Annotated in this window: 20 protein-coding genes and 1 pseudogene; 13 read left to right on the top strand and 8 right to left on the bottom strand. The window is 64.5% G+C overall.

Annotated elements, in window-relative coordinates; all coding sequences use genetic code 11:
- Window positions 1-23 precede the first annotated feature (23 nt).
- Window positions 24-383 (top strand): annotated as a pseudogene (gene trxA, locus ACOHX0_RS02610) (thioredoxin); the annotation flags it as partial.
- A 258-nt stretch (window positions 384-641) separates the two neighbouring features.
- Here the strand turns inward: trxA and ACOHX0_RS02605 are convergent.
- Window positions 642-833: a DUF1127 domain-containing protein gene (locus ACOHX0_RS02605; RefSeq protein ID WP_420675089.1), complete on the bottom strand. Its 192-nt coding sequence runs from the start codon at window positions 831-833 to the stop codon at window positions 642-644.
- A gap of 281 nt (window positions 834-1,114) precedes the next feature.
- Here ACOHX0_RS02605 and hslV point away from each other — a divergent pair, with 281 nt between their 5' ends.
- The 4 genes from hslV (at window position 1,115) to ACOHX0_RS02585 (ending at window position 5,292) form a co-directional block, all read left to right on the top strand.
- Complete coding sequence (hslV, locus tag ACOHX0_RS02600) at window positions 1,115-1,699, top strand: ATP-dependent protease subunit HslV (RefSeq protein WP_420675088.1); 585 nt, start codon at window positions 1,115-1,117, stop codon at window positions 1,697-1,699.
- 1 nt (window position 1,700) lies between these two features.
- On the top strand, window positions 1,701-2,771 hold the full coding sequence (locus ACOHX0_RS02595) for a hypothetical protein (RefSeq protein ID WP_420675087.1): 1,071 nt from the start codon (window positions 1,701-1,703) through the stop codon (window positions 2,769-2,771).
- Window positions 2,772-2,784: 13 nt separating this feature from the next.
- Window positions 2,785-4,095, top strand: coding sequence for an ATP-dependent protease ATPase subunit HslU (gene hslU, locus ACOHX0_RS02590; protein WP_420675086.1), 1,311 nt, complete (start codon window positions 2,785-2,787; stop codon window positions 4,093-4,095).
- A gap of 99 nt (window positions 4,096-4,194) precedes the next feature.
- Window positions 4,195-5,292, top strand: a complete 1,098-nt coding sequence (locus tag ACOHX0_RS02585) for an alpha/beta hydrolase (protein WP_420675085.1) — start codon at window positions 4,195-4,197, stop codon at window positions 5,290-5,292.
- 7 nt (window positions 5,293-5,299) lie between these two features.
- On the opposite strand, the gene ACOHX0_RS02580 is transcribed toward ACOHX0_RS02585, so the two are convergent.
- From ACOHX0_RS02580 to ACOHX0_RS02570, 3 genes are read right to left on the bottom strand one after another with little or no spacing between them, the layout of a single operon-like run.
- Window positions 5,300-5,887 (bottom strand): Smr/MutS family protein, encoded by a 588-nt coding sequence (locus tag ACOHX0_RS02580; RefSeq protein WP_420675084.1) that lies wholly within the window; start codon window positions 5,885-5,887, stop codon window positions 5,300-5,302.
- Window positions 5,887-6,939: a murein transglycosylase A gene (gene mltA / locus ACOHX0_RS02575; RefSeq protein WP_420675083.1), complete on the bottom strand. Its 1,053-nt coding sequence runs from the start codon at window positions 6,937-6,939 to the stop codon at window positions 5,887-5,889. The genes ACOHX0_RS02580 and mltA overlap by 1 nt, the downstream gene beginning before the upstream one ends.
- A complete protein-coding gene (locus tag ACOHX0_RS02570; protein WP_420675082.1) occupies window positions 6,936-7,592 on the bottom strand; it encodes a Tim44/TimA family putative adaptor protein in 657 nt (218 codons plus the stop codon). Before ACOHX0_RS02570 ends, mltA begins: the two co-directional genes overlap by 4 nt.
- A gap of 116 nt (window positions 7,593-7,708) precedes the next feature.
- Here ACOHX0_RS02570 and ACOHX0_RS02565 point away from each other — a divergent pair, with 116 nt between their 5' ends.
- Together ACOHX0_RS02565 and secB are read left to right on the top strand one after the other, a co-directional pair.
- The gene (locus ACOHX0_RS02565) at window positions 7,709-8,209 is read left to right on the top strand and encodes an FxsA family protein (RefSeq protein WP_420675081.1); all 501 of its coding nucleotides are present in this window, start codon (window positions 7,709-7,711) and stop codon (window positions 8,207-8,209) included.
- A gap of 55 nt (window positions 8,210-8,264) precedes the next feature.
- Window positions 8,265-8,765, top strand: a complete 501-nt coding sequence (gene secB, locus ACOHX0_RS02560; RefSeq protein WP_420675080.1) for a protein-export chaperone SecB — start codon at window positions 8,265-8,267, stop codon at window positions 8,763-8,765.
- An 82-nt stretch (window positions 8,766-8,847) separates the two neighbouring features.
- Here the strand turns inward: secB and dnaQ are convergent, their stop codons facing one another.
- Genes dnaQ through ACOHX0_RS02540 form a run of 4 tightly spaced genes read right to left on the bottom strand, consistent with a single transcriptional unit; the run spans window position 8,848 to window position 11,588 of the window.
- Window positions 8,848-9,579 carry a DNA polymerase III subunit epsilon gene (gene dnaQ, locus ACOHX0_RS02555; protein ID WP_420675079.1) on the bottom strand — a complete coding sequence of 244 codons (732 nt, stop codon included), beginning with the start codon at window positions 9,577-9,579 and terminating at the stop codon, window positions 8,848-8,850.
- Window positions 9,572-10,162, bottom strand: a complete 591-nt coding sequence (gene coaE / locus ACOHX0_RS02550) for a dephospho-CoA kinase (RefSeq protein ID WP_420675078.1) — start codon at window positions 10,160-10,162, stop codon at window positions 9,572-9,574. Before coaE ends, dnaQ begins: the two co-directional genes overlap by 8 nt.
- Window positions 10,159-10,992: a shikimate dehydrogenase gene (locus ACOHX0_RS02545; protein WP_420675077.1), complete on the bottom strand. Its 834-nt coding sequence runs from the start codon at window positions 10,990-10,992 to the stop codon at window positions 10,159-10,161. Before ACOHX0_RS02545 ends, coaE begins: the two co-directional genes overlap by 4 nt.
- Window positions 10,989-11,588 carry a Maf family protein gene (locus ACOHX0_RS02540; RefSeq protein WP_420675075.1) on the bottom strand — a complete coding sequence of 200 codons (600 nt, stop codon included), beginning with the start codon at window positions 11,586-11,588 and terminating at the stop codon, window positions 10,989-10,991. Before ACOHX0_RS02540 ends, ACOHX0_RS02545 begins: the two co-directional genes overlap by 4 nt.
- Window positions 11,589-11,997: 409 nt before the next feature.
- Here ACOHX0_RS02540 and ACOHX0_RS02535 point away from each other — a divergent pair, with 409 nt between their 5' ends.
- From ACOHX0_RS02535 to ACOHX0_RS02510, 6 genes are all read left to right on the top strand, one after another.
- Window positions 11,998-12,453: a CopD family protein gene (locus ACOHX0_RS02535; protein ID WP_420675074.1), complete on the top strand. Its 456-nt coding sequence runs from the start codon at window positions 11,998-12,000 to the stop codon at window positions 12,451-12,453.
- A 171-nt stretch (window positions 12,454-12,624) separates the two neighbouring features.
- Window positions 12,625-13,896, top strand: a complete 1,272-nt coding sequence (gene rho, locus ACOHX0_RS02530) for a transcription termination factor Rho (protein WP_420675073.1) — start codon at window positions 12,625-12,627, stop codon at window positions 13,894-13,896.
- A 26-nt stretch (window positions 13,897-13,922) separates the two neighbouring features.
- Window positions 13,923-15,209 (top strand): tRNA uridine-5-carboxymethylaminomethyl(34) synthesis GTPase MnmE, encoded by a 1,287-nt coding sequence (gene mnmE / locus ACOHX0_RS02525; RefSeq protein WP_420675072.1) that lies wholly within the window; start codon window positions 13,923-13,925, stop codon window positions 15,207-15,209.
- Between the two features lie 14 nt (window positions 15,210-15,223).
- Entirely contained in the window at window positions 15,224-17,107 is a 1,884-nt protein-coding gene (mnmG, locus tag ACOHX0_RS02520; RefSeq protein WP_420675071.1) for a tRNA uridine-5-carboxymethylaminomethyl(34) synthesis enzyme MnmG, read from the top strand.
- Window positions 17,107-17,727 carry a 16S rRNA (guanine(527)-N(7))-methyltransferase RsmG gene (rsmG, locus tag ACOHX0_RS02515; RefSeq protein WP_420675070.1) on the top strand — a complete coding sequence of 207 codons (621 nt, stop codon included), beginning with the start codon at window positions 17,107-17,109 and terminating at the stop codon, window positions 17,725-17,727. The genes mnmG and rsmG overlap by 1 nt, the downstream gene beginning before the upstream one ends.
- The gene (locus ACOHX0_RS02510; RefSeq protein ID WP_420675069.1) at window positions 17,720-18,529 is read left to right on the top strand and encodes a ParA family protein; all 810 of its coding nucleotides are present in this window, start codon (window positions 17,720-17,722) and stop codon (window positions 18,527-18,529) included. The genes rsmG and ACOHX0_RS02510 overlap by 8 nt, the downstream gene beginning before the upstream one ends.

Raw genomic sequence — 18,529 nt, 5'->3', positions numbered from 1 at the left:
CGATCTGAGACCCCGTACCTAGGTTCCAACTCCAGTTGCCACACACTCATGGAGACATGCATATGTCCACCGTAGCCGTCACCGACGCCACCTTCGACGCCGAAGTCAAAAACTCCGATATCCCCGTCGTGGTGGATTTCTGGGCCGAATGGTGCGGTCCGTGTAAACAGATCGGCCCGGCCCTGGAAGAGCTGGCCAAGGAATATGATGGCAAGATCAAGGTCGCCAAGGTCGATGTTGACAGCAACCCGAACTCCGCCGCCGCCATGGGCGTGCGCGGCATTCCGGCGCTGTTCATCTTCAAGGACGGCCAGGTTGTCTCCAACCGCGCCGGCGCCGCCCCCAAGGCCGCGCTGCAGAGCTGGATCGACGAATCGATCTGATCCGCGCTGAACCGGATTTCTTGAAGGGCTGCCCTCCGGGGCGGCCTTTTTCTTGGCGCAGGCCGCCCCGGCTTTCTGCACAGATCCTGTGTGAGAGCCATATAACAGAACTGCCCCGCGCCGCGCGGGCGATGCGCGGCGGCGTTCGGCCTTGATCCGCGCTGGAGATATTCAGTGGCGGTTGGCCGTAAATATCAAAAGCCGCCCGATGGGCGGCTTTGGGAAGACTGGCTGCCCGAAGGCAGATCAGGCGTCAGCTCAGAACTTGGCGATGTCCATACGGGTCAGGCCGATGTCGTGCAGCTGGCTGTCGGTCAGTTTCGACAGCTCCTTGCGGGTCTGGCGCGCCAGGTGCCAGTCCACGATGGCGTTCTTCACGTCCAGAATCGAATCGACCACGCGGAGAACGGAGACTGCCCCGAGCGGCGCATGGATGTTTGCGGTCGTCATTTGCGCATGTCCTTGATGAGAAGCAGCCGGCCCCGTGCCGGTTGTGAGGCTGATTTAGAGCGCCCCCCCGGGACTCACAATTGTCCGTTGAGCAGTCCCGATTTGCGCCTGCTGCATGGCTGCAACACCGGCTTGCAATCCGGCCGCAGTTCCTCGGGAAAAACGGCCGCAGAGCGCTGTCCGGCACCCCGCTGCCGCCCGCCCGGCGCCCGTCCGCGCCGCTCCCTTGTGCCGGCAGGGGGATGGTTCCATATAAGGGGGCAACCCAATTGGAGGCATTTATGGCAGACGATCAATTCCCCGGCTGGCACGGCACCACCATCATCGGTGTCAAGAAGGACGGCGAGGTTGTCATCGCCGGCGACGGCCAGGTGTCGCTGGGGCAGACCGTGATCAAGGGCACCGCCCGCAAGGTGCGCCGCCTGTCGCCGGGCGGCTTTGACGTGGTGGCGGGTTTTGCCGGCTCCACCGCTGACGCCTTCACCCTGCTGGAGCGGCTGGAAACCAAGCTGGAAGCCACGCCCGGCCAGCTGGCCCGCGCCAGCGTCGAGCTGGCCAAGGACTGGCGCACCGACAAATACCTGCAAAAACTGGAAGCCATGCTGATCGTCAGCGACGGCAAGGACATGTTCGTGATCACCGGCGCCGGCGACGTGCTGGAGCCCGAGCATGACGTGGCCGCGATCGGCTCCGGCGGCAACTTTGCGCTGGCTGCCGCCCGCGCGATGATGGATGGCGGCAAGTCTGCCGAAGACGTCGCCCGCGGCGCCATGGCGATTGCCGCCGACATCTGTGTCTACACCAACGGCAACCTGACCGTCGAAACCATCACCGCCGCCAGCTCTGACGCCAGCGCCGGGGTCTGACATGACGGAGATCGATCAGAACGACCTGCGCGCGGCGGTTGGTTCCGGTCTCCTGAGCGAGGCCCAGGCGGCTTCGCTTCTGGCGCTGGCCCAAAGCCGCCGCGGCGCGCGGGAGAACCTTGCGCCGGGCGATGAGCCGTTCGAACTGTTCAAGGGCTTCAACGAGATCTTCATCGTCATTGGCCTGATGATCCTCGCCTCCGGCTGGGCCGCGGTCACTGCCGCGGTCCTCTCGGGCGGGTTCGGCGGCTTTCAGGGCAAGACCGTGGCTTCGGCTGTGCTGGCGGCGCTCGCGCTCTGGGGGCTCGCGGAATACTTCATCCGCCGCCGCCGCATGGTGGCGCCGGCCATTGCGCTTTCGGCGCTGTGGGCGGCGAATGCCGGCTCCGGGCTTGTGGCGCAGTTTGCCCAGCCTTTCATGGTGGCGCAGAACGACTACTCCAGCCTGCTCCTGCCCTGCGCGCTGACCACCGCGGCGATTGCCGTCTTCTGGGCCCGCTTCCGGGTGCCCTTTGCGATGGCGCTGATCGCGCTTGGCGTCTTTGTGCTGGCGCTTCTGGCCGGTGCGGTGCAAGCGGGCACGCCTGCGAGCCTTGGCGATTTCTTCCTGCTCTCGGCAAGCGGCCCTTTCGCCTGGATCACGCTGCTGGTGGGGCTGGGCGTCTTTGCTGCCGCCATGGGCTTTGACCTCAGCGACCCGCACCGGGTCACCCGCCGCTCGGCGCAGGCATTCTGGCTGCATGTGGTGGCGGCACCTGCGCTGGTGAACACCATCGCGCTGAGCCTTCTGGAAAGCGCCACCCAGGGTGCCCACATGCTGTTGGTGGCCATCCTGCTCGGCTTTGCCCTGGTGGCCATCGTGATCGACCGCCGCTCCTTCCTGATTGCCGCAATCGGCTACAGCGTGACGCTGGCCGGCACCGTCTTCGACGGCGAGGGTGCCGCGGCCATCATCCTTCTCCTCGGCGCGGTGCTGGTGGCGCTTGGGGCCTTCTGGTCCCGCATCCGCGCCGTCCTCCTCGCGCCCCTGTCAGGGCTCCTGCCGCTCGACCGGCTGCCGCCCGCACATTGAAACGGATAGACCCATGACCGACCTGACCCCCCGTGAAATCGTGTCCGAGCTGGACCGCTTCATCATCGGCCAGAAAGAGGCCAAACGCGCCGTTGCCGTTGCCCTGCGCAGCCGCTGGCGGCGCAAGCAGCTGCCCGATGACCTGCGTGACGAGGTCTACCCCAAGAACATCCTGATGATCGGCCCCACCGGCGTCGGCAAGACCGAGATCTCGCGCCGTCTGGCCAAGCTGGCCCGCGCGCCCTTCATCAAGGTGGAAGCCACCAAGTTCACCGAGGTCGGCTATGTCGGCCGCGACGTGGAGCAGATCATCCGTGATCTCGCCGATACCGCGATCCTGCAGACCCGCGAATACATGCGCGAGGAAGTGAAGGCCAAGGCCCACAAGGCGGCTGAGGAGCGGGTGCTGGAGGCCATCGCCGGCACGGACGCCCGTGAAGCCACCCGCGAGATGTTCCGCAAGAAGCTGAAGTCGGGCGAGCTGGACGACACCATGATCGAGCTGGATGTGGCTGACAGTTCGAACCCGATGGGCGGCATGTTCGACATTCCCGGCCAGCCCGGCGCCAACATGGGCATGATGAACCTCGGCGATCTGTTCGGCAAGGCAATGGGCGGGCGCACCACCCGCAAGCGTCTGACCGTCGCCGAAAGCTATGAGGTGCTGATCGGCGAGGAAGCCGACAAGCTCTTGGACGACGAAACCGTCACCAAGGCCGCGCTGGAATCGGTGGAGCAGAACGGCATCGTCTTCCTGGACGAGATCGACAAGGTCTGCGCCCGCCAGGAAGCCCGCGGCGGCGATGTCAGCCGTGAGGGCGTGCAGCGCGACCTCCTGCCCTTGATCGAGGGCACCACCGTCAGCACCAAGCACGGGCCGGTGAAGACCGACCACATCCTGTTCATCGCCTCCGGCGCCTTCCATATCGCCAAGCCTTCGGACCTGCTGCCGGAATTGCAGGGCCGACTGCCGATCCGGGTCAACCTGCGCGCGCTGAGCGAAGAGGATTTCGTGCGTATCCTGACCGAGACCGACAACGCGCTGACCCGCCAGTACACCGCGTTGATGGGCACCGAGGAGGTCGAGGTGAGTTTTACCGAAGAGGGCATCGCCGCGCTTGCCAAGATCGCCGCCGAGGTGAACCAGTCGGTCGAGAATATCGGCGCACGGCGGCTCTATACCGTGATGGAGCGCGTGTTCGAGGAGTTGTCCTTCACCGCCCCTGACCGACCGGGGGAGAGTATCACCGTCGATGCGGCCTTTGTGTCGAAGAACCTGGGCGAGCTCAGCCGCTCCACCGACGTGAGCCGCTACGTGCTCTGACAGGCCCCGAAGGGCCGGTTCCCCGGGGCGGCGCGCAGGATGCTGGACTTTGGCGGCAGGTGTAATAGCCTGCCGCCACTTCGTGGAGGGCAGGGCAGGATGCAGCGGCTGCGCGCGGTGTTATCTGTGGGTCTGATGCTGCTGGCCGGCTGCACTGGCCGGCCGGTCTCGCCCACCGTCCCGGAGGCGCTGGACATCGGCACGCCCCGGACCGTCTTTGCCGCCACCACCCGCGCGGAACAGCCGGACCGCACCTTCGGCCCCGGCCGGTCGCGCAAGCTCAGCCTCCTGGAGCTAACGGTGTCCATCCCCCCGGTGCGCAGCCCCGGCACGCTGATACCGGCCAGCGGTTCGCCTGATCCGCGCACCCAGTTCGCCATTGCGGAGCGCCGCCGCTTTCCCGACGCCCTGGGTTTCAACCGCCGCCTGCGCACAGCCGCGCGCAGCAACGGAAACGGCCGTGACGTGACGGTCTTCGTGCATGGGTTCAACGCGACCCAGTCCGAGACCGCCTTCCGCGCCGCGCAGCTGGCGCAGGATATCGGCCTGCCGGGGGCGACGGCGATCTACTCCTGGCCCAGCCAGGGCAGCCCGCTCGGCTATGCCTATGACGCCGACAGCGTGCTGTTTGCCCGCGACGGGCTGGAGCAGTTCCTGCGGCAAATCCGGGCGGCCGGCATCGACCGGACCGTGCTGGTGGCGCACTCGCTGGGGGCACAGCTGACGATGGAAGCGCTGCGGCAGATCGAGATCAAGACGCCGGGCTGGGCCTCGGATAACCTGGGCGGGGTCATCCTGATGTCGCCCGACCTCGATATTGACGTTTTCAAGTCGCAGATCGCCCAGTTCCGCGAGGTGCCGCAGCCCTTCCTGGTGTTTGTGTCGCGCAGGGACAGGGTCTTGACCCTCTCCCAGCGGCTGCGCGGGCGGCGCAGCGGCGCCCGGCTCGGCAATCTCGGGTCACTCGAAAGCATCGCTCATCTGCCGGTCGAGGTCATCGACACCACCGCCTATGCGGACACCGCGGAGTCCGGGCATTTCGTGGCCGCAACGTCGCCCGCGCTGATTGCCTTGCTGAACGCGGCCAGGGCCACGGCTCAGGCGTTCGGCCGGGAGGCCGGTATCGAACAGCTTCTGCCGGTGCGGATCGAGCGGCAGAGCAAGGCCGTTCAGGTGTCTCTCTCCGTGGCGCGTTGAGCCGGTCTCAGCGCGGCCGCCGCAAATAGACGTAGTAGGCGCCGTCGCCGCCGTGGCTGACATGCGCGGGCGCCACCTGCAGCACCGCCTGCGCAAGCGGCGGCAGCGCCAGCCATTGCGGCACCTGGTGGCGCAGCACACCGCGCGGCACCGGCATCGGGCCGGGCTCGTCGCGGTCCTTGCCCTTGCCGGTCACCACCAGCACAAGACGCTTCCCCGAAGCCTGCGCCGACAGGATGAAGCGGATCAGCGCCGGATGGGCGCTGTCGATGCGCATGCCGTGCAGGTCCAGCTTGGCCTCGGGCCGGAGCTTGCCGCGCTTCATCCGGCGGAAGGCCTTTTCATCCATGTTGAGCGGAGCGCCGCTCAGGCTGCGCGCGAGCGACGGCTTCAGGTCATGGCCCCCCGGCGCAGGCTTGGCGCGGCTGCCGGCCTCAAACGGCGCCAGCCGCGGTTCGGGGTGTTTCACCGGCTTCGGTTTCGGTTTGGGCGCGGCAGGCGGCGTGGAATGGGCGCCCGGGTGCAACCGCTCGGTATGCGCCACGACCTTGTGCCAGAGGCCGATTTCCTCTTCTGTCAGTTTGCGCCGGGTCATCAGAGGTCTTCCGGCAGCATCGCATAGGCCCGCTGGATCGGCAGCAGCACCACCATCCTTCCGGGGTCTTTCATCTGCCCTGCGGTTTCCCCTGCAGCATCGCCGCTGCCGACGAAGATGTCGGCCCGCTGCGCGCCCTTGATGGCCGATCCGGTGTCCTGCGCGACCATCAGCCGCCGCATCGGCAGCACGCCGTCCTTTTCGACCCACACAGGCGCGCCCAGCGGCGTGTAGGCGGGGTCGGCGGCAATCGAGCGCATCGGGGTCACAGAGCGGTTCATCGCCCCCAGGGGCCCGCGGGAGGCCGCCAGGCGCCGCAGCTCGCGGAAGAACACGTAAGACGGGTTGTGAAACAGCAGCTCGCGCCCGGCAGCGGGGTTGCGCCGCACCCAGGCCTTGATCACCTGGGCGCTGACCTGGTGCGCCTGGTAGATGCCGCGCCGGACCAGTTCCTGGCCAATTGAGCGGTAGGGGTGGCCGTTGGCACCGCCATAGCCGACCCGCAAGGTAGCGCCATCCGGCAGGCGGATCCGGCCCGAGCCCTGGATCTGCAGGAAGAACAGCTCCACCGGGTCGTCAACCCAGGCAATCTCCAGCCCGCGCGCCTGCATCACATCCGAGGTAAGGATCTCCTGCCGCGGCAGCCACATCTCCGCCTGCCGCGCCTCGGGCGGCATCCGGTAAACCGGGTAGCGGTAGCGCTCGGTCGGCACGCGGGAGCCTTGCAGCTCGGGTTCGAAATAACCGGTGAACAGGGCCGGGCTGCCGTCTTCGATCATCACCGGGCGGAAGAACAGCTCGAAAAAGGCGCGGGCGCCCTCCGGCGGCTGCTCCGCGGCGGCGCGGCAGAGCGCGGTCCAGTCCGGATCCTTCAGGTCCCGGCAGGTCTCCAGGAAGACCGCCAGCGCCTCGGCGTGGGTGTCCTTCTGCCAGCCATCCAGTTGCGCGTAGTCGAGCAGCGTCAGCACGGTTTCAGCCCGAACTCCGGAAGCGGTCACGGCAGTGCCTGCAAGCGCGGCCGCCGCCAGTGCCCTCCGGAGCGCGGCAATCATGCGTCCGTTGCGACCAGCTGCCAGTTCGGGTCGTCGCTGCCCATGATGCGGGCAAAGACCCAGGTGTCCTTCTGGCGCTTCACCGCCTTGGGGTCGCCCTCGACGATATCGCCGCCGCGGTCGCGCACAACCGAGGTCAGCTCACCCACGAAGCGCATGGTGATTTCGGCGCGCTGGCTGTCTTCGTCGAAATGTGCATCCGCGAGTGTGGTTTCGCGCACGCCGATGAACTCGGCCTCGATCTTGTAGCCCTGATCCTCGCGCTGCGCGACGGCATCGACGAAGCTTTCAAAGACGTCCTCAGCCAGCAGCGGCTGGATGTTGTCCAGGTCGCCGTGCTCGAAGCCCATCAGGATCATCTCGTAAGCGGCGCGGGCGCCCTGGACGAATTCCTGCACCTGGAAAGAGGCATCGGCGCGCTTCATCGCGGTCAGCGCCTGCGCCTGCGGGCTGCCTTCGGGCACGTAATCGGTGATGTCACGGTCCGGCCCGCCCTCGATCACTTCCAGATCCGGGCGGCGGCTCCGGGTTTCCGCTTTCGGCAACGGCGGCTTCTCGAACCCCTCGCGTGTTCCCAGAACGCTTTTCAAGCGCAGGATCAGGAACACGGCGATACCGGCCAGAACCAAAAGCTGTATCACGGGCGACTCCATGCGTACCTCATGCTAGGTATTGGTGCCTTGTTTGAAACCAAAGCCTTCACGCCTTATGTAGGTGACGGGCGGAGCCAAGTCTACCGCTCCGGCTCATGTTCTGAGGAAACCCCGCGATGTATCTCTTCCTGGCCTTTCTGCTGGTCCCGATTCTTGAAATTGCCCTGTTCATCCAAGTCGGCGGTGTAATCGGCCTGTGGCCGACGCTTGCCATCGTGGTGCTGACGGCGGTGCTGGGCACCTGGCTGGTGAAGACCCAAGGGCGCATGGCGATCGGGCAGCTGAAATCCTCCTTCGAGCGGCTGTCCGATCCGGCCGAGCCGCTGGCCAATGGCGCGATGATCCTGTTTGCGGGCGCACTTCTGCTGACGCCGGGGTTTTTCACCGATGCGGTCGGCTTTGCCCTGCTGACGCCGCCGGTGCGCCGCGCCGTCTTCTCCTACCTGCGCGGGCGCGTCAGCGTCGCGCAGTTCCGCATGGGACCGCAGCCGGGCCGCCAGCAGCAGCCGCCGCGCCATCCCGGCGGGCCGGGTGATATCATCAACGGCGACTACGAGGACGTCACACCGAACCGCCGCGGCGAGGGGCCTTCGGGCTGGGTCGACGGGCCCCGTTGAGCTGATGCCGGCAAGCTGCTAAGCACTTGCAAAGCAATTCTTCAGGAGTACCACGATGGCCGAGAACGGCGAAGACAAGCAGCAGCAGCCGCAAGTGCAGATGAACATTCTGGCCCAGTTCATCCGCGACATGTCCTTCGAGAACGTGATGTCGCAGAAAGGTGCCGGCGGCGAAGTGCAGCCGGACGTCAGCGTGCAGGTCAACCTCGACGCCAAGAAGCGCTCGGCGGAAGACCAATATGAGGTCATCACCAAGCTGACCATCGAGTCCAAGAACAAGGACGGCGGCAACATCCTGTTCGTGTTCGAGCTGGAATATGTCGGCGTGTTCAGCATCACCGGCGTGCCCGAAGACCAGCTGCATCCCTATCTGCTGATCGAATGCCCGCGGATGACCTTCCCGTTCCTGCGCCGCATCGTGTCGGACGTGACCCGCGACGGCGGCTTCCCGCCGCTGAACCTCGACAACATCGACTTCGTGGCGCTCTACCGCAACGAGCTGACCCGCCGCCAGGCCGCGGCCGCGGCCCCAGCACCCGAGGCGCCGGAGCAGTAAGACTGCCCGCAAGCCGGAACGCAAAACGCCGCTGAGATCCCTCAGCGGCGTTCTTTTTGATGACTGCCGTGCCGGCGCCGGTTCAGCCGCCCGGGCTGTTCCAGAGCGCGTCTTCACCCAGCTTGGCCACAAAGGCCTCATGCGCTTCCTGTTCCGCAGCCGTGAGCCGCGATGGCAGCGGCGCGGAGCGCGGGGCAGGGCGCCAGGCGTCCTGAGCCTGGGAAGTGCCGCCGGAGCCGCCGCTGCTCAGCCCGAAATCCGGCTGGCGGCCGCCGATCAGCTCCAGGTAGACGTCGGCCAGGATCTCGGAGTCGAGCAGCGCGCCGTGCAGCGTCCGGTTGGCATTGTCGATACCGAAGCGGCGGCACAGCGCATCCAGCGTCGCCGGCGAGCCGGGAAAACGCTTGCGCGCCATCGCCAGGGTGTCGAGCGCCTGCTCCATCGGCAATTGCGGCAGCCCCATCCAGCGCAACTCGGCATTGAGAAACTTCATGTCGAAGCTGGCGTTGTGGATCACCATGCGGGAATCGCGCACGAAATCCAGGAACTGCTGCCCCACCCTGGCAAAAACCGGTTTGTCGCGCAGGGTGACCGCGCCCGGCGCGGGCTGCTGCGGCGGCTCCAGGAGGTCGGGGCCGATGCCATGCACGCCAAAGGCCTCCGCCGGCATCGAGCGTTCGGGGTTGATGTAGACGTGGAACGTCTCTCCCGTGGGCATGTGGTTGAGCAGCTCCACCGCGCCGATCTCGACGATCCGGTCGCCGGATTCGGGATCAAAGCCGGTGGTTTCGGTGTCGAGTACGATTTCACGCATTGGCGGTCCTGCTCCTGATATCGGCGAGGATGCGGTCGACGGCTGCCGCCGCCTGCTCTGGCGTTGCGGTTTCGATCACGTAGTCGGCGCGCGCCAGCTTCTCCTCGATCGGCATCTGTTTCTGCAGGATCTGGCGGAATTGCTCAACCGTCATCGTGCCGCGCGCAAGAACCCGCTGCTCCTGCGTGGCGCGGTCCACGGTGACGCAGGCGACCGCGTCCATCTCCGCCTCGCCGCCGGTCTCGAACAGCAGGGGAATGTCGAATACGAGGATACCGCTGCCCGCCGCCCGGAAGGCGGCCCGGTCGGCAGCGACCAGCGGGTGCACGATGGCCTCGATCCGCTTGAGCGCCCCCGGGTCTTCCGCAATGATGCGTTTCAGCGCCCCGCGGTCGACCGTGCCTTCGGTCACCGCCTCGGGGAAGGCGGCGGCCATGGGGGCCACGGCAGCGCCTCCGGGCCCGTAGAGCCGGTGCACCGCGACGTCCGCATCCCAGACCGCGCAGCCCCGTTCGGCAAACAGGCGGGCGGTTGTGCTTTTGCCCATGCCGATGGAACCGGTGAGGCCAAGGCTGAAGCTCATGCCAGGATGGCCGCGCGGGTGGCAGCATCGACCACCGGGCGCTGGCCGAACCAGCGCTCGAACCCGGGCACCGCCTGGTGCAGCAGCATGCCGAGACCATCGACCACGGTGCAGCCGGCCTCTTCCGCCGCCTCCAGCAGATGCGTCTTCAGCGGCGCATAGATCAGGTCCGTCACCACCGCGCCAGGGCGCAGGCCGTCCAGCGGCACCCGCAGCCGCGGCTTGCCGGTCATGCCGAGCGAAGTGGTGTTCACAACCAGCGCGCCTTCCTCGATCACATTGCCGGCCTGCACCCATTCCACCACCCGGATGCGGGCACCGAACTCGCTGTGCAGCTGGTCGGCGCGCTCCCGCGTGCGGTTGCTGAGCAGGATCTCCGGCACCCCGGCTTCCAACAGCGACGCCACCACCGCGCGGCAGGCGCCGCCGGCCCCCAGCACCACCGCGGGCCCGGCTTTCGGATCCCAGTCCGGCGCACCCTGGTGCAGGTTGGTGATGAAGCCATAACCATCGGTATTATCCGCCAGCACGGAGCCGTCGCCGCGGAAGATCAGCGTATTGGCCGCCCCGATGAGGCGCGCGCGGTCGGTCACCTTGTCGGCCACCGCCATCACCGCTTCCTTGTGCGGAATGGTCACATTGGCGCCGGCAAAGCCCATTTTCGGCATCATCCGGATCACCGCCTCCAGATCGCCCGGCTCCACGTGCATCGGCACATAGTGGCCGGCAATGCCCAGCGTTGTGAGCCAGTGGCGGTGCAGCTGCGGCGACTTGGAATGGGCGATCGGGCAGCCGATCACGCCGGCCAGCGGGATAATCTCAACTGTCATTGCGCAATCACACCCTGCAGCCCGAGGTAACTGATAAGCTCGATCAACGGTAAACCCAAAACGTTAAAATAGCTGCCGTCAACCTGGGTGAACAGGCGCACGCCTTCCTCTTCCAGCTTGTAGCCGCCCACCGCGTGGCGGATGCTGTCCCAGTTGCGCGCCACATAATCCTCCAGATAGCTGTCCGACGCGTGGCGCATCGACAGCCGCACCTGGCCAACGTGCCGCCAGACCGGCTCTGCGTCGCGGTAGATCACCGCAGCCGACAAGAGCATGTGCCGTTTGCCGCGCATCGCCTTGAGCTGTGAGAGCGCCTCTGCGGGGCTTTCCGGCTTGGAGAGCAGCTGGCCCTCGAAGTCGAGCACCTGGTCGCAGCCGAGCACCAGCAGCCCGGGGTGTTTTGCACTGACCTTGCGGGCCTTCGCCTCGGCCAGGGCGTCGGCCACATCGCGCGGCGGCGCGCCCTCGGCCAGCAGCCCCGCCTTCACCGCCGCCTCGTCCAGGCGCGGCACATCGACGGTGAATTCCACCCCCGCCTGGCGCAGCAGATGCGCCCGGATTTCGGAACCGGAGGCCAGAACGATGTGGGCAGCCATGTGGAAAACCCCGTGGGAAAGCAGCTGATCTTTGCAGGACGTTTTGTATGGTTTTCCGGGCACAAGTAAAGACCACAGGGCTTGACGCATGCGCCGGGATTCCGCCCGATGAGTCGCCCAGCGTGGATGAGGATAACTGCAAATCCGTGGATATCTGCACTACCCCCAATTCATCCCGGAATTATCCCCAGGCTGCTGCCGGCAGAAACTCCGTCCAAACACCTTATTTTCATGACGCCTGGCAGATTTTGCCGGCAAGCGCCTGCAAGCGCTGGAATTTTATTCACAGTGAGGATAAGCGGGGGGAAGAGTCACTTATCCACCGGACTCGGTACACCCTACAAAAACATCATCCTTCTAATATTTCTTTTTTTAATTAGGGGGACTGATCCGGCCCAAGGAATAGCCCATGGACCTCGGCGACCTGATGCACTCGCTCTATCCTTACGCCAAATCGCTGCACATCATGGCGGTGCTGAGCTGGATGGCGGGGCTGTTCTATCTCCCCCGCCTGTTCGTGTATCACGTGGAGCAGGCAGAGAAGGTGAACGACGCAAAGCCGATCTTCCTGGAAATGCAGGAGAAGCTGCTCAGAGTAATCATGCGGCCTGCGATGTATGTCTCCTGGGCCGCAGGGCTGTTTATCGTGCTGACGCCGGGGATCGTCGACTGGAGCTACATATGGCCCTGGACCAAGGGCGCGGCGGTGATCGCGATGACCTGGTTCCACCACTGGCTTCTGATGCGGCACAGGGATTTCCAGGCCGGACGGAATCAGCTCTCGGGCCGGCGTTTCCGGTTGATGAATGAGGTGCCGACCGTGCTGATGGTGATCATTGTCGTCTCGGTGATCTTCAAATTCTAGCGCAGAATCGCAGGAACAGGGGCAGGGGCGGCGGAACGGCCATCGCCGGCGTTTGACTCATCCTCAGCGAGTCCCTATGTATCGTCTTCAACGGGCCCGTCCGGGCACCTGTGCCTTCCACACCTGTCGAAATACCGCCCCCGGGCAAGCGGGGGACCAGAGGCTGTATATATGACCGTCCAATCCCTGAATCTGTCCGATCTCAAGGCGCAGAGCCCCAAGTCCCTGCTGGCCATGGCCGAAGAGCTGGAGATCGAAAACGCCTCCACCATGCGCAAGGGCGAAATGATGTTCCAGATCCTGCGCGAACGCGCGGATGAAGGCTGGGATATCGGCGGCGATGGCGTGCTGGAGGTGCTGCAGGATGGATTCGGCTTCCTGCGCTCGCCCGAGGCGAACTACCTGCCGGGTCCGGATGACATCTATGTCTCGCCCGACATGATCCGCCAATATTCCCTGCGCACTGGCGACACCGTCGAAGGCCAGATCAAGGCGCCGCTGGAGACCGAGCGCTACTTTGCGTTGACCAATGTCACCAAGATCAACTTCGAGGAGCCGGAGAAGGCGCGCCACAAGATCGCCTTCGACAACCTGACCCCGCTTTACCCGGACGAGCGCCTGAAGATGGAGATCGAGGATCCCACCATCAAGGACCGCTCCGCCCGGGTGATCGACCTGGTCGCGCCCATCGGCAAGGGCCAGCGCTCGCTGATCGTGGCGCCGCCGCGCACCGGCAAGACAGTGATACTGCAGAACATCGCGCATTCGATCGCGAAAAATCATCCCGAGTGTTACCTGATCGTGCTGCTGATCGACGAACGCCCGGAAGAAGTCACCGACATGCAGCGCTCAGTGAAGGGGGAGGTCGTCTCCTCCACCTTCGACGAGCCGGCGACGCGCCATGTCGCGGTGTCGGAAATGGTCATCGAAAAGGCCAAGCGTCTCGTTGAACACAAACGAGATGTTGTTATTCTTCTCGATTCGATCACAAGACTTGGTAGAGCATTCAACACCGTTGTGCCGTCCTCCGGCAAGGTTCTCACCGGCGGCGTCGACGCCAACGCGCTGCAGCGGCCGAAACGCTTCTTTGGTGCGGCCCGGAACATCGAAGAAGGCGGCTCGCTCACCATCATCGCCACCGCGCTGATCGACACCGGCAGCCGGATGGATGAGGTCATCTTCGAGGAATTCAAGGGTACCGGTAACTCGGAAATCGTGCTGGACCGCAAGATTGCCGACAAGCGCGTGTTCCCGGCGATTGACATCCTCAAGTCCGGCACCCGGAAAGAAGACCTGCTGGTGGATAAGGGCGATCTGGCCAAAACATTTGTTCTGCGCCGGATCCTCAATCCGATGGGCACCACCGATGCCATCGAATTCCTTCTGTCCAAGCTGAAACAGACCAAGTCGAACACGGAATTCTTCGACTCCATGAACACCTGATCCGGGCCGGCAAGAAGGGCCACCCCATGGACACGATCTTTGCGCTGGCCTCCGCTCAAGGCAAGGCCGGGGTCGCGGTGATCCGCGTCTCCGGCCCGCGCGCGCAATTTGCAGGCGCGGCGCTGTGCGGCCGGGCATTGCCGGAGCGGGGAAGCTCTTTGCGCTTGCTGCGCGACAGTGCCGGCGAGCGGCTGGACGAGGCGCTGGTGCTCAGCTTCACCGCGCCCAAGAGCTTTACCGGTGAGGACGTGGTGGAGTTCCAGACGCACGGCAGCACCGCGGTTGTCGCCGCCGTTCTGGAGGCGCTTGGCCAGATTGACGGGCTGCGCATGGCGGAACCGGGGGAATTCACCCGGCGGGCGCTGGAAAACGGCAATCTCGATCTCACCCAGGTGGAGGCGCTGGCCGATCTCATCGACGCCGAAACCGAAGCGCAGCGCAAGCAGGCGCAGACCGTGCTTGCCGGCGGGCTGGGCAAGCTCGCTGAGGAATGGCGCAGCGACCTGATCCGGGCGGCCTCCCTGATCGAAGTCACCATTGATTTCGCCGATGAAGAGGTCCCGGTCGATGTGACGCCGGAGGTCTCCGCGCTGCTGGCCAAAGTTCAAGCCGGCTTGACGCGGGAGACCGCAGGTGTCGGCATCGCGGAACGCATCCGCACCGGCTTTGAAGTTGCCATTGTCGGCGCGCCGAATGTCGGCAAGTCGACGCTCCTGAATGCGCTGGCCGGCAGGGACGCCGCAATCATTTCGGAATATGCTGGAACCACCCGCGATATCATCGAAGTGCGCATGGATCTTGCCGGCCTGGCAGTCACGCTGCTGGACACCGCCGGTCTGCGTGACACCGACGACCATGTCGAAGGCATTGGCATCGCTCGTGCCCGCGCGCGTGCTGATGCCGCCGACCTGCGGGTCTTTCTGGCTGAAGAGGATGATCTTCTTGACGTGAGCCTGCGGGCCGGCGACATCCGGCTGAAGCCCAAGGCGGATCTGCGCGCCGATGGCGCCGGCGCCGTCTCGGGGCGCTCGGGGCAGGGGGTGGACCAGCTGGTGGCCCATATCGCGGCGGTGCTTAAGCAACGTTCCGCGCATGCCGGCATTGCTACCCGGGCGCGTCATCGGGACGCAATGGCCGCCGCCCTTGAAAACCTGACCGCGGCACAAGATATTCTTCGGCGCGGCCCTGAGTGTTATGACATCGCGGCCGCGGAACTGCGCTCGGCGATTCGCGCCTTGGAAATGCTGGTGGGGCGGATCGGCGTCGAAAACCTTTTGGATGAGATCTTTTCAAGCTTCTGCCTTGGGAAATAGAAGGAGTGTTTCACGTGAAACATTCGGGATATGACGTGATTGTGGTCGGCGGCGGTCACGCCGGCACCGAAGCCGCCCATGCCGCCGCTCGCATGGGCGCGCGAACCGCGCTGGTGACCTTGCGCCGGCAAGACATTGGCGTGATGTCCTGCAACCCGGCCATCGGCGGCCTGGGCAAAGGCCATCTCGTGCGTGAGATCGACGCGCTCGACGGAGTCATGGGCCGTGTGGCCGATCGCGCCGGCATTCAGTTCCGCCTGCTGAACCGCCGCAAAGGCCCGGCGGTGCAGGGGCCGCGTGCGCAATCGGACCGGAAGATCTACCGTTCCGAGATGCTGACGGCGACCGAGGCGCAGGAAAGCCTGGACATCCTTGAAGGCGAAGTCACCGATTTCCTGATGGAAGGAGAGACTGTCGTCGGCGTGCAATTGGCGGATGGAAGCACCCTGCCGGCCCGCAGCGTGATTCTGACCTCTGGCACCTTTCTGCGCGGCGTCATCCATATCGGCGATTCCTCGCGCCCCGGCGGACGTATGGGAGACCGGCCCTCGGTCAAGCTGGCCGAGCGGCTGGACAGCTTCCAGCTGCCCTTGGGCCGTCTGAAAACCGGCACACCACCGCGGCTGGACGGGCGGAGCATCAACTGGGATATCCTCGATGCCCAGCCCGGCGACGACGATCCCGTATTCTTTTCTTTTCTGAGCAAGTCCGTCTCGGCCCGGCAAGTGGCTTGCGGCATTACGCATACCAACCCGCGCACCCATGAGATCATTCAGGAAAATCTGGCTCGCTCGGCGATGTACGGCGGTCATATTGACGGGGTCGGCCCGCGTTACTGCCCTTCGATTGAAGACAAGATCGTGCGCTTTGCGGACAAGACCTCGCATCAGATATTCCTGGAGCCGGAAGGGGTGTCCGACCATACGGTTTATCCGAACGGGATTTCGACCAGCCTGCCAGAAGATGTGCAAGAGGCTTATGTGCGCTCGATTTCCGGCTTGGAGCACGCGGAGATTCTGCAACCGGGGTATGCAATCGAGTATGACTACGTCGACCCCCGCGCGCTTGGTCTCGACCTTTCCCTGAAAGATGTACCGGGTCTCTTTCTCGCCGGCCAGATCAATGGCACCACTGGCTATGAGGAAGCCGCAGCACAAGGGCTTGTTGCCGGATTGAATGCGGCGCGGCGCGGTCTGGGTCAGGAACCGGTGATTTTCAGCAGGGCAACTAGCTATATCGGTGTAATGATCGATGATCTCACCACCAACGGCGTGGCAGAGCCCTACCGGATGTTTACGTCCCGGGCGGAATTCCGGCTGTCCTTGCGGGCCGACAATGCCGATCAGCGCCTGACGCCCTTGGCACTTGAGCTTGGCTGCGCCGGCGAGACGCGCAAAGCCGCGTTTCTGGATAAAATGGAACGTCTGGAAAGCGCGAGAGACGTGCTGCAGTCCAGCAGCTTTACCCCCAAGGAAGTCGCGTCCGCGGGAATTCGCGTCAACCAGGACGGCAACCGGCGCAGTGGCCAGGACGTTCTGGCCTTTCCGGATGTCAGCTTTGAGGACATCTTGCCCTTGCTGCCGGAGCTTGCGGGCGTGGACGCGGAAATCCGCCGCCAGTTGGAGCGCGATGCGCTCTATGCCAACTATATCGTGCGGCAGGAACGCGAAATCTCCGCGATGAAAAAAGATGAAGGCTATGTCATCCCGGCCGGTTTCGACTACGCGTGTATCGACGGTTTATCCAAGGAACTTCAGCAGAAGCTCGCGGCTGCCCGGCCAGAGACCCTGGCCAAGGCGGCCCGGATTGATGGGATGACTCCAGCGGCCCTGGCACTTCTTCTGGCGCGTTTGCGGCGGGATGCCGGTAAGACGGACCGCCAGGAGAGGGCGGTCTGATGGCGCGTCCGCTGCTGGAGCAGCTGGATGTTTCACGTGAAACAGTGGCCCGGCTGGAGGTCTTTGAACAGGTAATCCGTAAATGGAATCCGAAGATCAACCTGGTGTCGCGCAGCAGTCTGGATGAGCTCTGGACTCGGCATATCGCCGATTCAGTTCAGGTGTTTCGTTGCGCCGCGCCGCCCCTGGCGGGTAAATGGGTGGATATCGGCAGTGGCGGCGGTTTTCCCGGTTTGATCATTGCAATCCTCGCCGCAGAGGAAGCGCCGGGTTTGGAAGTTGTTCTGATCGAAAGCGATCAGCGCAAATCGGCATTCCTGCGGACGGCTGCGCGGGTATGCGGGGTCAAGGTGAGGGTAATCAGCGAAAGGATCGAACGCGCCGAGCCGCAGCAGGCGGATGTTCTCTCGGCCCGCGCCTTGGCGGATCTGTCGACTTTGCTCGAATTTTCTACGCGCCACTTGAAGATCGGCGGAATGGCGCTGTTTCCGAAAGGGGCGACATGGAAAAAAGAAGTGGATAACGCGCAAGGGCAATGGCGGTTTGAGGCGGAACCGGTTAGAAGTATTACAGAAAACGAAGCAGTGATCCTGAAAATAGGGGGAGTGGCCCGTGTCTGAATTCACCCGCCCGGAGGGGCCTCGTATTATCGCGGTCGCCAACCAGAAAGGCGGGGTAGGGAAGACAACCACGGCGATCAACCTGGCAGCCGCGCTGGTGGAGTGCGGTTTGCGGGTTCTGGTGGTGGACCTCGACCCGCAGGGCAATGCCTCGACCGGGTTGGGAATTGAAGCCTCGGAGCGGGAACTGACCAGCTATGATCTCCTTGTGGAGGACGCGCCTTTGCAAGACGTGATCCGCACCACGGAGATCGAAGACCTTTGCATCATCCCCGCGACCGTTGACCTCAGTTCCGCCGACATAGAGTTGTTTGCAAATGAGAAACGCAGCTACCTGCTGCATGATGCGCTGCGCCAGCCTGCGATGGAAGATTATGATTGGGATTATGTCCTGATTGATTGCCCGCCATCGCTGAACCTGCTGACCGTCAATGCGATGGTCGCTGCCCATTCGGTGCTGGTGCCGTTGCAGAGCGAGTTTTTTGCCCTGGAAGGCGTCTCTCAACTGATGCTCACGGTGCGGGAAGTGCGCCAGTCGGCCAATCCCGAACTGCGCATAGAAGGCATTGTGCTGACCATGTTCGACCGGCGCAATAATCTGTCCCAGCAGGTGGAGCAGGACGCGCGGGACAATCTCGGCGATCTGGTTTTCCAGACCAAGATCCCCCGCAATGTCCGGGTGAGCGAGGCACCCTCTTTTGCGCTGCCGGTGCTGAACTATGATACAAACTCTCTGGGTGCCCAGGCCTACCGGGCTCTGGCAACGGAGATCCTAAATAAACACCAAAGAATAGCGGCTTGA

Source organism: Cribrihabitans pelagius (genome assembly GCF_048820915.1).
GTDB classification, from domain to species: domain Bacteria; phylum Pseudomonadota; class Alphaproteobacteria; order Rhodobacterales; family Rhodobacteraceae; genus Cribrihabitans_A; species Cribrihabitans_A pelagius.
Note: the sequence above shows the minus strand (reverse complement) of the source record. Positions and strands in the feature narration are given on the sequence as shown.

Excerpts from the sequence above, each read along its gene's own strand:
- ACOHX0_RS02605 (WP_420675089.1), bottom strand. The coding sequence starts at position 833 with ATGACGACCGCAAACATCCATGCGCCGCTCGGGGCAGTCTCCGTTCTC.
- hslV (WP_420675088.1), top strand. The coding sequence starts at position 1,115 with ATGGCAGACGATCAATTCCCCGGCTGGCACGGCACCACCATCATCGGT.
- ACOHX0_RS02595 (WP_420675087.1), top strand. The coding sequence starts at position 1,701 with ATGACGGAGATCGATCAGAACGACCTGCGCGCGGCGGTTGGTTCCGGT.
- hslU (WP_420675086.1), top strand. The coding sequence starts at position 2,785 with ATGACCGACCTGACCCCCCGTGAAATCGTGTCCGAGCTGGACCGCTTC.
- ACOHX0_RS02585 (WP_420675085.1), top strand. The coding sequence starts at position 4,195 with ATGCAGCGGCTGCGCGCGGTGTTATCTGTGGGTCTGATGCTGCTGGCC.
- ACOHX0_RS02580 (WP_420675084.1), bottom strand. The coding sequence starts at position 5,887 with ATGACCCGGCGCAAACTGACAGAAGAGGAAATCGGCCTCTGGCACAAG.
- mltA (WP_420675083.1), bottom strand. The coding sequence starts at position 6,939 with ATGATTGCCGCGCTCCGGAGGGCACTGGCGGCGGCCGCGCTTGCAGGC.
- ACOHX0_RS02570 (WP_420675082.1), bottom strand. The coding sequence starts at position 7,592 with ATGGAGTCGCCCGTGATACAGCTTTTGGTTCTGGCCGGTATCGCCGTG.
- ACOHX0_RS02565 (WP_420675081.1), top strand. The coding sequence starts at position 7,709 with ATGTATCTCTTCCTGGCCTTTCTGCTGGTCCCGATTCTTGAAATTGCC.
- secB (WP_420675080.1), top strand. The coding sequence starts at position 8,265 with ATGGCCGAGAACGGCGAAGACAAGCAGCAGCAGCCGCAAGTGCAGATG.
- dnaQ (WP_420675079.1), bottom strand. The coding sequence starts at position 9,579 with ATGCGTGAAATCGTACTCGACACCGAAACCACCGGCTTTGATCCCGAA.
- coaE (WP_420675078.1), bottom strand. The coding sequence starts at position 10,162 with ATGAGCTTCAGCCTTGGCCTCACCGGTTCCATCGGCATGGGCAAAAGC.
- ACOHX0_RS02545 (WP_420675077.1), bottom strand. The coding sequence starts at position 10,992 with ATGACAGTTGAGATTATCCCGCTGGCCGGCGTGATCGGCTGCCCGATC.
- ACOHX0_RS02540 (WP_420675075.1), bottom strand. The coding sequence starts at position 11,588 with ATGGCTGCCCACATCGTTCTGGCCTCCGGTTCCGAAATCCGGGCGCAT.
- ACOHX0_RS02535 (WP_420675074.1), top strand. The coding sequence starts at position 11,998 with ATGGACCTCGGCGACCTGATGCACTCGCTCTATCCTTACGCCAAATCG.
- rho (WP_420675073.1), top strand. The coding sequence starts at position 12,625 with ATGACCGTCCAATCCCTGAATCTGTCCGATCTCAAGGCGCAGAGCCCC.
- mnmE (WP_420675072.1), top strand. The coding sequence starts at position 13,923 with ATGGACACGATCTTTGCGCTGGCCTCCGCTCAAGGCAAGGCCGGGGTC.
- rsmG (WP_420675070.1), top strand. The coding sequence starts at position 17,107 with ATGGCGCGTCCGCTGCTGGAGCAGCTGGATGTTTCACGTGAAACAGTG.